Annotated in this window: 9 protein-coding genes; 8 read left to right on the forward strand and 1 reads right to left on the reverse strand. The window is 61.8% G+C overall.

Features of this window, described 5'->3' with window-relative positions; genetic code table 11:
* From nifN to AB7E65_RS09785, 8 genes are all read left to right on the forward strand, one after another.
* The coding region (gene nifN, locus AB7E65_RS09750; protein ID WP_428745787.1) for a nitrogenase iron-molybdenum cofactor biosynthesis protein NifN at nucleotides 1-1296 on the forward strand (1296 nt) is incomplete at its 5' end.
* Between the two features lie 158 nt (nucleotides 1297-1454).
* Nucleotides 1455-2348, forward strand: a complete 894-nt coding sequence (locus AB7E65_RS09755; RefSeq protein WP_072286382.1) for a 4-hydroxybenzoate octaprenyltransferase — start codon at nucleotides 1455-1457, stop codon at nucleotides 2346-2348.
* Between the two features lie 165 nt (nucleotides 2349-2513).
* On the forward strand, nucleotides 2514-3137 hold the full coding sequence (locus AB7E65_RS09760) for a UbiX family flavin prenyltransferase (protein ID WP_072286381.1): 624 nt from the start codon (nucleotides 2514-2516) through the stop codon (nucleotides 3135-3137).
* Nucleotides 3134-4222, forward strand: coding sequence for an aminofutalosine synthase MqnE (gene mqnE / locus AB7E65_RS09765; RefSeq protein ID WP_145926378.1), 1089 nt, complete (start codon nucleotides 3134-3136; stop codon nucleotides 4220-4222). The genes AB7E65_RS09760 and mqnE overlap by 4 nt, the downstream gene beginning before the upstream one ends.
* Nucleotides 4216-5283, forward strand: coding sequence for a cyclic dehypoxanthinyl futalosine synthase (gene mqnC / locus AB7E65_RS09770; RefSeq protein ID WP_083558543.1), 1068 nt, complete (start codon nucleotides 4216-4218; stop codon nucleotides 5281-5283). The genes mqnE and mqnC overlap by 7 nt, the downstream gene beginning before the upstream one ends.
* A gap of 223 nt (nucleotides 5284-5506) precedes the next feature.
* Nucleotides 5507-6550, forward strand: a complete 1044-nt coding sequence (hisC, locus tag AB7E65_RS09775; protein ID WP_072286380.1) for a histidinol-phosphate transaminase — start codon at nucleotides 5507-5509, stop codon at nucleotides 6548-6550.
* Nucleotides 6551-6561: 11 nt separating this feature from the next.
* Entirely contained in the window at nucleotides 6562-7620 is a 1059-nt protein-coding gene (gene mutY / locus AB7E65_RS09780; protein WP_072286379.1) for an A/G-specific adenine glycosylase, read from the forward strand.
* Between the two features lie 133 nt (nucleotides 7621-7753).
* Nucleotides 7754-8881 carry a ribonuclease D gene (locus AB7E65_RS09785; protein WP_072286378.1) on the forward strand — a complete coding sequence of 376 codons (1128 nt, stop codon included), beginning with the start codon at nucleotides 7754-7756 and terminating at the stop codon, nucleotides 8879-8881.
* 202 nt (nucleotides 8882-9083) lie between these two features.
* Here AB7E65_RS09785 and AB7E65_RS09790 read toward each other — a convergent pair.
* The coding region (locus tag AB7E65_RS09790) for a class II fumarate hydratase (protein WP_428745788.1) at nucleotides 9084-10234 on the reverse strand (1151 nt) is incomplete at its 5' end.

Genomic DNA, 10234 nt, shown 5'->3' on the forward strand with positions numbered 1-10234 from the left:
ATGGGAGAACTGAACCGCCACAGAGAAAAACCGTTGGAAATCAACCCGATCCGCCTGTCACAGCCCATGGGTGCCGCCCTCGCGTTTCTCGGGGTCGACCGTTGCATGCCGCTGATGCACGGTGGCATGGGTTGCACTTCTTTTACGAAGGTGTTCTTTACACGCCATTTCTGTGAGCCGATCGCTATTCAGACCACCGCCGTCACCGACGTTGCCGCGGTGCTCGATGGCGGTGATGGCAGCATCGTCGAGGCGGTGCACAATATCACCAGAAAGGTCACCCCCAGCCTCATCGGGCTGCATTCCACCGGCATCACCGAAACCAAGGGGGACGATATCCGTGGCGCCGCCAAGCAGATCAAATTCCCCATCGTTCATGTGCACACTGCCGACTTTGAAGGCGGACTGGAGAGTGGATGGGGTAAAACCGTCACAGCCATGATCGAGCAGCTGGTGGAAGACCGGTCGGAGATCCGGTCCGACAAAGTGGTATTGTTGCCGCATATTTCCATGCAGCCGATCGAGGTGGAAAAACTCAAGGAGTTTATCGGATCGTTCGGCCTGCAGGTCGTCGCTCTGCCGGATCTGTCCACCGCCCTGGATGGCCACCTGGGCCATAAACAGGGCGCCTTGAGCAGCGGCGGTGTCACCGTCGACGAGATCTTCTCCCTGGCGGAGGCCGGGGCGGTTATCTCTATCGGCGAGTCAGTGAAATTCAGCGCCGCGGCCCTGTTGAAGAAAAACCCCGCTATGCGGCATATGCACCTCGATCATGTGCAGGGGCTGGTGGCAACAGATAACCTGGTGGAAAAATTGATGGATTATGCCGGATTGCAACAGCCGTCACCAACGGTGGTACGCTGGCGCAAGCGTCTGCAGGACGTCATGCTCGACAGCCATTTTGCCCTGGGGCAGACCCGGATCATGGTCACTGGAGAACCTGATTTTCTGGCCGGTGCCTGTCAGTCCCTGACCGAGGCCGGGGCGCGTATCGGCCTCGTTCTGTCAAGCGTCGATTCGCCGCAGCTTGGTCGCATCGAAGCGGAACGGGTCGTGGTCGGAGATCTGGAGGACGCGGAAAAACTGCAGTCCGAATACGATCTTATCATCGGCAACTTCCACGCCGAAGCCCTTGCTCGCCGGTACGGCAAGGCTCTGGTGCCGCGGGGTTTCCCCTGCTGGGAGATGATCGGCAATCAATTGAAAAACGATCTTCTGTACGAAGGAGGTGCCTATTTTCTCTGCGAGGCGGCCAATGCCGCCGAGGCGATGCGAATGCAGCATCATGCCGTTTAGCTGATGTAATAATCGGCGTGCAGGTAATCGATAAGTGCCCGCGTTTGTTTGTTGACGTCTGTATCTGAAGCGCTTGCCCCTTGCCCTTTATCTTTCCCCTCCTGCGGGGTATAATCCGCTCCTCGAGTCATGATATCCGTCCGGAGGGGGGGCGCTGCTTGCAAATTTTCCGAAAAAAACTGGGTTATATCCATGCCCTGCTGGAAATGATCGCATTTTCCCACTCGGTTTTTGCCTTTCCCTTTGCGTTGCTGGGCGCTCTGCTGGCGGTATTGGCCAGCGATCAATGGCCGACTCCCGGGCAACTGGGCTGGATTTGCGTGGCCATGGTCGGGGCCCGCTCCGGCGCCATGGGTCTCAACCGCATCATCGATGCCCGGCTCGATGCCGAAAACCCGCGCACCCGCGGACGCCATATCCCTGCCGGAAGGGTTTCGCGCCGCAGCGCCTGGTTGTTGGTCGCGGGATCCTTCGCCGCGTTTTTGGTAGCGGCCGGCATGCTCAATCCACTCTGTCTGACGCTGGCTCCGGCTGTTATCGCCCTGTTCGTTCTTTACCCCTACTGCAAACGATTTACCAGTCTGTGCCATGCGGTGCTGGGGATGTGCCTCGGCGCGGCCCCGGTCGGGGCGTGGATCGCCTTGCGTGGCGATGTGCGCTGGCCGGTAGTGCTGTTGGGGGGCGCCGTTTTGCTGTGGGTGGCGGGTTTCGATATTCTTTACGCGTTGCAGGACGAAGGGCACGATCGCCAGGTTGGTCTGCATTCGCTGCCGGTGCGCCTCGGCACGCGCCGCGCCCTGCAGCTGGCGCGTCTGCTCCATGCCCTGGTGCTGCCGCTGTTGCTCGGAGTCGCTGCCGGTGGCGGTTTGGGGGGGATTTTTCTGTGCGGTGTGCTGGTGACGGCCGTTCTGCTGGCATGGGAACATTGTCTGGTGCGGGCGGATGATCTGAGCCGATTGAATCAGGCTTTTTTCACCATGAACGGGCTGATCAGCGTGTTGTTGTTTGTTTTTGCTCTTGGGGATGTTTTGATGCAGGTATGGAGGGCATAAGCCTCAATGTGGGGGCGCTGCCCGCGGTTTTTTCAGGGGCGCTGGGCGAGTGCCGGGGGCTTCTTGTGTCAGCCGGGCAGACAGGCCGTAAAATTGTTGGCAATCACAGGCCGCAGATGAGATGCGTGGTCGTTATTAAGGATTTTTGGCAGCACGGATGTTTCCATGGAAGGGGTTGTTTATATGCGGCAGATCCTTGTGGCCATAACCGGTGCTTCCGGCGCAGTGTACGGACTGCGGCTGGTTGAAGAACTGCTGGCGTCGCAATACCGTGTAACCCTGCTTTTGAGCCGCTCGGGAAGGCAGGTGGTGAAGCATGAAACCGGTCTCGATTGGCAGGGCAGCGTTGAAGAACGGCGGGAAAAAATGCGCAGGCATTTCGGTTGCGGCGAAGCCCTTGAGCATTACGATGAAAACGACATGTTCGCACCGCCTGCCAGCGGCTCCGCCGCACCGATGGCGATGGTGGTCATGCCCTGTTCCATGGGGACGGTCGGACGCCTGGCGGCCGGTATCAGCGGCAACCTCATCGAGCGTTCTGCCGACGTCGCTCTCAAGGAGGGGCACACGCTGCTGCTGGTGCCTCGCGAAACGCCGCTGTCGACCATCCATCTGCGTAACCTGCTGCACCTGTCCCGTGCCGGGGCGCGTATTGTGCCGGCGATGCCGGCCTTTTACGGGCAACCGCAAAGTATGGCGGAGCTGATCGATTTTATGGTCGGCAAGGTGCTCGACGGTCTCGGCATCGGTCACCGGTTGTTCCGGCGCTGGGGGGATGACGCATCATGATGTCTCTGCCCGAAATCGCGGCAAAAGTCGATGCCGGCATGCGTCTCGGTGAAGCCGAGGCCGGTTTTTTGTTGCAGTGCCCGGATTTGCTGGCCGTTGGCCGATTGGCGGCTCTGGCCAACCATCGAATGCACGGCAACAGGGTGTACTTCAATGTCAACCGGCATATCAATTACACCAACCTGTGCGTGAACCGCTGTGCTTTCTGTGCCTTCCGGCGCGATGAAGGGGACGTGGACGGTTATAGTCTTGACCTCGAGGAAGTTGCGGCGCGGGCCGCAGCCGCAGCGGCCGCAGGAGCGACCGAGGTGCACGTGGTGGGAGGGCTGCATCCGCACCTGCCGCTGGAATTTTACGAAGAGATGCTGCGTACCATTCACAAGTCCGGCCCGGGTCTGCATATCAAGGCCTTTACCGCTGTGGAACTCGCGCATTTCGCTACCGTTGCGCAATTGCCGCTGGAAGAGGTTATCGACCGTCTGCGGGCGGCGGGGCTGCAATCCCTGCCCGGCGGCGGTGCCGAGATCTTTGCCGAACGGGCCAGGTTGCAACTCTGTCCGGAAAAAATTTCAGGCGATCGCTGGCTGGAGGTTATGGGCATGGTCCATCGGTCCGGCCTGCGTTCCAATGCCACCATGCTGTTTGGTCACCTGGAGACACCCGCCGAACGCATCGGGCATATGGCCCGCCTGCGCGCCCTGCAGGACGAAACGGGCGGATTCCAGGCCTTTGTGGCTTTGCCGTTTCAGGACAGGGCGACGCGGCTCGACGGGGTGCGGGGTCCGGGCGGGGTGGATATCCTCAAAACCCTGGCGGTGGCACGGCTGTTTCTCGACAATATTCCTCATATCAAGGCGTACTGGGTGATGCTTGGTGTCAAACTGGCCCAGGTGTCCCTCGCGTTTGGCGTCAACGATCTGGACGGCACGGTAGTGGAGGAGCAGATCGGCCACCGGGCCGGCGCCGTTTCGCCCCAGGCCTTGAGCCGGGAGGGCCTGGTGCGGCTGATCCGCAAAGCCGGCCGTATCCCGGTGGAGCGCGACAGCCTGTACCGGGAACTGAAGCGGGAGCCGGACGCATGTTGAAGACCATTGCCGGGAAGCTCGAAAGCGGCCGGGAACTCAATTGCCAGGACGCCCTGTTTCTGTTGCGCCGGGCCGACTTGTTGGAGGCAGGGCGGCTGGCCGCCGCCATGCGCCGCCGGTTGCATCCGCAGGGTCGCGTAACTTTTGTTGTCGACCGCAATGTCAATTACACCAACATTTGCGTGACCGGCTGCCGCTTCTGCGCCTTTTACCGGAAACCGGATCATGCCGATGCCTATCTGCTTTCCCACCAGGAGATACTCGACAAGGTTGCCGAACTGGCGGCCTCTGGCGGTACCCAGTTGCTGTTGCAGGGCGGCCTGCATCCCGAGTTGCGTATCGCGTGGTTCGAGGAGCTGTTTCGCAGCCTGCGGCGACATTTTCCGCAGGTGCAGATCCATTCCCTGTCCCCCGCGGAGGTAGTTCACCTGGCGGCGCAGTCGGAGTTGTCGGTGGAGACCTGCCTGCTGCGGCTGAAGGCGGCTGGCCTGGCCTCTCTGCCGGGCGGCGGCGCCGAGATTCTGGTCGACCGGGTGCGCCGGCGCGTCTCGCCGGACAAGATCAGCTGGCGCGTCTGGGTCGGGGTTATGGAAACGGCCCACCGTCTGGGCCTGCCGGGAACCGCGACCATGGTGTTCGGTATTGGAGAAACGGATGAAGACCTTGTTACTCACCTGTTGCGGGTTCGCGCTCTGCAGCAGCGTACCGGCGGCTTCAGCGCTTTTATCCCCTGGTCCTACCAGCCCGGCAATACCGAGCTCGGCGGCGAGCAAGCCACCGGCATGGACTACCTGCGGGTGCTGGCCGTTTCCCGTCTGGTGCTGCACAACATCCCCAATCTCCAGGCCAGCTGGGTCACCCAGGGCGGCAAAATGGCGCAGGTGGCGCTGTTCTTCGGCGCCAACGACCTGGGCGGCACCATGCTTGAGGAGAACGTCGTTGCCGCCGCTGGCGCCCGTTTTCGCCTCGACCGGGAGGAATTGCTCGCCCTGATACGGGAGGCCGGATTTATCCCGGCCCGGCGCACCACGGGCTACGACATTCTCGAAGAATACTTCTGAGGTCCGAGGCCCGAGGCCCGAGGCCTGAGGCCTGAGGTTCAAGGTTCAAGGTTCGAGGTTCGAGGTTCGAGGTTCGAGGTTCGCGTAATGCGGGAGTGCAAAGTGGAAGGTTGAAAACTATCCTGATCTGCAAGTGACGGATGACAACGTCATTCTTGCACCCTCCCGCATTTTCCTATAGGTTATCGGTTTCGGATACTCATCTTACCCGGCAGGAGACCTCATGATTCCCTTGCGCAGAAATATCGCTGAAATGGCCGGCTACGTGCCCGGGTTTCAGCCCCGTGACGAGCATCGGTATATCAAGCTCAATACCAATGAAAATCCTTATCCGCCGTCGCCGAAGGTCATCGAAGCGATTCTCGCCGAAGTCGGCGACAATCTGCGCAAGTACCCCGATGCGGCCAGCCGCGCCGGTTGCGAGCAGGCTGCGCGCCTGTATGGTTTTGACCCCGATTGGGTCATCATGGCCAACGGTTCGGATGAGGTGCTCAATAATCTGATTCGTGCGTTTGCCAGCGAGGGAGACGAGATAGCCTACGTTCATCCGTCCTATTCCTATTACAGCACGCTGGCTGAAGTGCAGGGCGCCAGGGTGCGGACTTTTTTGCTCGATGAGGGATGGGCGCTGAAGGATTTCCCCGCGCGCTATGCCGGCAAACTGTTCTTTCTGGCCAATCCAAACGCGCCGCTGGGTTTCTGTTACCCTCAGGAGTTCATCGAGGCGTTGGCCGGGCGGATCGACGGGGTTCTGGTGATCGATGAAGCTTATGCCGATTTTGCCAGAGAGAATTCTCTGGACCTGGTGCGGCGTCTGCCCAACGTGGTGGTGACGCGTACCTTTTCCAAGAGCTATTCGCTGGCCGGCATGCGGCTGGGGATGGCCATCGCCCGACCGGAAGTGATCGCCGCACTGAACAAGATCCGCGACCACTACAATCTCGACCGGCTGGCGCAGGCGGCCTGTGTGGCGGCCCTCGCCGACCAGGACTATTTCCGCCAGTGTGTAACCAGAATCCGCGAAACCCGCGATTGGTTCTCCGCCGAGCTGCGGGTGCTGGGCTGGGAAGTGATTCCGTCCCATGGCAACTTCGTCTTTGCCACGCCGCCGGACCGCGATGCCAAGCGGATTTATGACAGCCTGTTCGAGCGGCGCATTCTGGTGCGTTATTTCAGCGATCCGATACTGTCCCACGGGCTGCGTATTTCCATCGGAACCCGCGAGGATATGGAAAAGACCCTGACGGCACTGGCCGAAATCGGTTGAGAAGGGCCGCTATGCAGCAATTGCCCTGGGCCGCGGAGGAGGTGGGCCAGCGTCTGCTGGCCTGGTACGGGACCCATGGCCGCCATCTGCCATGGCGCAGCACCCGCGATCCGTACCGCATCTGGCTGTCGGAAATCATGCTGCAGCAGACCGGGGTGACGACGGTAGTTCCCTACTACGAGAAATTTCTGGCGGCTTTCCCGGAGGTGCAGGCACTGGCTGCCGCATCCTTCGATCAGGTGCTGGAACTGTGGGCCGGGCTTGGCTATTACCGTCGCGCCCGGCACCTGCACGAGGCCGCGCGCAAGGTGGTCGCCGATTTCGGTGGACGGTTTCCGGAACAGCTCGAAGCCGTCATGGCTTTGCCAGGCGTTGGGCGCTCGACCGCTGGTGCCATCGTTTCCATCGCTTTTGATCGCAAGGCGCCGATTCTGGATGGCAATGTGCGGCGCGTGCTGTGCCGGTTGCTGGCCCTGCGGGGAAATCCCCGCTCCGGCCCGGTGGAAAAACAGCTCTGGCACTGGGCCGAAGTCTTCACCCCCGAGCACCATCCCCATGATTACGCTCAGGCCATCATGGACCTGGGGGCAACGGTCTGCATGCCGCGTTATCCCCGTTGCGAGACCTGCCCGCTGTCCGGCTTGTGCCAGGCTTTCTGGCGGGGTGAGCAGGATAACTTCCCCGAACGGGGAGAACGCAGAACCGTGCCGCTGGTGCAACAGGTGGCCCTGCTGATCGATTGCGGCGGGCGCTATCTGGTGCAGAAACGCCCCCTTGACGGAATGCTCGGCGGATTGTGGGAATTTCCGTCGGCCGCCGTGCCCGAGGGACGCACGGCCGACGAGGCGGCCCGACGGCTGATGGCTACTGAGGGGCTGGCTGGCGAGCCGGAACCGGCGGGAGCGATACGCCATGCCTACAGTCACTTTCGCGTGGAATTGTCTGTGTTTGCCTGTCGGGGGAGCGTCGGGACAATGGTCGCCGATGCGGAGCGCCGTTGGGTTACGCCGCGGCAACTTGCCGACCTGCCGCTGCACGGTTCACATAAAAAGGCCCTTGGTTTGCTTTGAGGGAAAAGCCTCTGGCATTATCGATTTCGCAGGATCCCCATGCCGCGCAAGTTTTGCCGGGCATCTGACCCATGGGGCCGGCAGGGCCGTCTGGCGCACAGCGCTGATTCACACAAACTACCAAGGAGTTTTCATGTCGTTGCCCCCCATCCTGACGGATGACGCGGCCATAGTCCGGCTGGTGCGGGACCTGCGGTCGGAACCTGTCATAGCCGTCGATCTCGAAGCGGACTCCCTGCATTCCTACCAGGAAAAGGTCTGTCTGCTGCAGATCTCCACCCCGACGCGGACGGTGCTGGTCGACCCGTTGGCCGTAAAAGACCTGTCGCCTTTGGCGCCGGTTCTTGCCGATCCCGCCATTGGCAAGATTTTCCACGCCGCGGATTACGATATTCGCTGCCTGTACCGCGATTTCGGCATGGAGGTTCGCGGTCTCTTCGACACCATGATCGCCAGCCAGATGCTCGGCGAGGAGCGTGTCGGCCTGGCCGACGTGCTGGCCAAACACCTCGACATTCATCTGGACAAGCGTTATCAGCGTGCCGACTGGTCCCAGCGCCCTCTCGAGGAAGGCATGGTCCGCTATGCCATGGAGGACACCTGTCATCTGCATCGTTTGGCGGCAATCCTCGAACAGCGGCTGCGGCAGATGGGGCGACTGAACTGGGCCGAGGAGGAATTTGCCCTGCTCGAACAGGTACGCCCTTCCGAAAACAGCGGCCCGCTGTTTTTACGGGTCAAGGGGGCGGGGTTGCTGGATCGCAGGCAACTCGCCGCGCTGGAGGAGCTGCTGCAGTGGCGCGACGGGGAAGCCTGCCGCCGCGACCGTCCCCCATTCAAAATCATCGGCAACAAGACACTGCTCGGATTTGCCCAGCGGCTGCCGCGCAATCTGCAGGATGCGGAAGGAATCGAAGGCTTTTCGGCCCGGCTGGCGGAGCGTTACGGTCGGGTGCTGCTGGGGGCGGTAGGCAAGGCCCTGGATATGCCCAGGGAACAGTGGCCGGTTTATCCGCGGGGCGAGCGCCGTGAGCGTGACCCTGCCCTGGAGGAGCGGCTCAAAAAACTGAAAACCGTGCGTGCCGACATGGCCGGCCAGCTTGCCATGGATCCCGGCATTCTGGTTAACAATGCACAGCTGGAAGCCCTGGCAAAAGAATGCCCGGTCAATGCGGCGCAGCTCGGTGAGTTGGGGATTCTCAAAAACTGGCAGCGGGAAGCTCTCGGCGATCAGCTTCTGGGAGCACTGATCACGACATGACAGGGGGGCAGGCGGCCGCTCTTGCCGCGGCGCTGTCCACAGCTGTTGAAAAGCCTGATGTGCCGGATTGAAGGCGTTTGGCGGGTTTTTCGAAGGTCGCGCGCGCGACGATTCACAGGCAATCCACAGGTTGCGGCGCGGCGTCGAGAACGGCCGGACAGGAAAGCCGCGGCCGCCCTCGACGTGGGGTCGAAAAGACCGGTCAGCGGGTCTTGCCCGGGATGCCTGCCTCGGTCATGGGGCGCGGGTCGAGGATGCGGGCCAGTTTCTCTTCTGGCAGCACCTGCTGCTCCATGGCGATTTCCCGCACCGTGCGGCCGCTGGCATAAGCCTGCTTGGCGATGTCCGCCGCCCGGTCGTAGCCGATGACCGGGGCCAGCGCCGTGCACATGGCCAGGCTCTGCTCCACCAGCGATTCGCAACGCCCGCGGTCGGCTTCCAGTCCGGTCAGGCAGCGCTTCGTGAACTCGGTGGCGGCGGCGGCCAGCAGGGCAATGGATTGCAGCAGGTTGTGGGCCATGAGGGGCATCATGACATTCAGCTCGAAGTTGCCGGACAAACCTCCCAGGGTGATGGCCGCATCGTTGCCGACCACCTGACCGCAGACCTGCATCAGGCTTTCGGCCATGACCGGGTTGACCTTGCCCGGCATGATCGAGCTGCCCGGCTGCACCGGTGGCAGCAACAGCTCACCGATGCCGCAGCGCGGTCCGCTGCCGAGCAGGCGGATGTCGTTGGCGATCTTGAACAGGGCGCAGGCGGTGCGTTTCAGGGCGCCGCTGGCTTCAACCAGCGCATCCTTGGCTGCCTGAGCCTCGAAGTGGTTGCTAGCTTCACGGAAGGCAAGTCCGGTTTCGTCCGCGATAGCCGCGATGACGCGAGAGGCGAATCGCGGGTGCGTGTTGAGGCCGGTGCCGACGGCGGTGCCGCCCAGGGCCAGCTCCAGCAGGTTCTCTGCGGCGTTTTCGATGCTGCGGATGGCCAGCGCCAGTTGCCGGGCATAGCCTGAAAAGACCTGGCCCAGCCGCACCGGCGTGGCATCCTGCAGGTGGGTGCGGCCGATTTTGATAATGTCGTTGAAGGCCAGGGCTTTTTCACCGAGGGCTTCCTGCATGCTGAACAGTGCCTTGACCAGGGTGGCGCGGGTTTCCAGCGCCGTGGCAATGTGGATGGCGGTCGGGATGACGTCATTGCTCGACTGGCCGAGGTTAACATGATCGTTGGGGTGTACCGCCCTTGATCCGACCGCCTTGCCCAGAATCTGCGCGGCGCGGTTGGCAATGACTTCGTTGGCATTCATGTTGGTGCTGGTGCCCGATCCGGTCTGAAAGATATCCAGCACGAAGTGTTCAT

The sequence above is a fragment of the Syntrophotalea sp. genome (assembly GCF_050253115.1).
Taxonomy (GTDB): Bacteria; Desulfobacterota; Desulfuromonadia; order Desulfuromonadales; family Syntrophotaleaceae; genus Syntrophotalea; species Syntrophotalea acetylenica.

Coding starts and splice junctions, on each gene's coding strand:
- AB7E65_RS09785 (WP_072286378.1), top strand. CDS start 7,754: ATGTCGTTGCCCCCCATCCTGACGGATGACGCGGCCATAGTCCGGCTG.
- AB7E65_RS09760 (WP_072286381.1), top strand. CDS start 2,514: ATGGAAGGGGTTGTTTATATGCGGCAGATCCTTGTGGCCATAACCGGT.
- mqnE (WP_145926378.1), top strand. CDS start 3,134: ATGATGTCTCTGCCCGAAATCGCGGCAAAAGTCGATGCCGGCATGCGT.
- hisC (WP_072286380.1), top strand. CDS start 5,507: ATGATTCCCTTGCGCAGAAATATCGCTGAAATGGCCGGCTACGTGCCC.
- mutY (WP_072286379.1), top strand. CDS start 6,562: ATGCAGCAATTGCCCTGGGCCGCGGAGGAGGTGGGCCAGCGTCTGCTG.
- mqnC (WP_083558543.1), top strand. CDS start 4,216: ATGTTGAAGACCATTGCCGGGAAGCTCGAAAGCGGCCGGGAACTCAAT.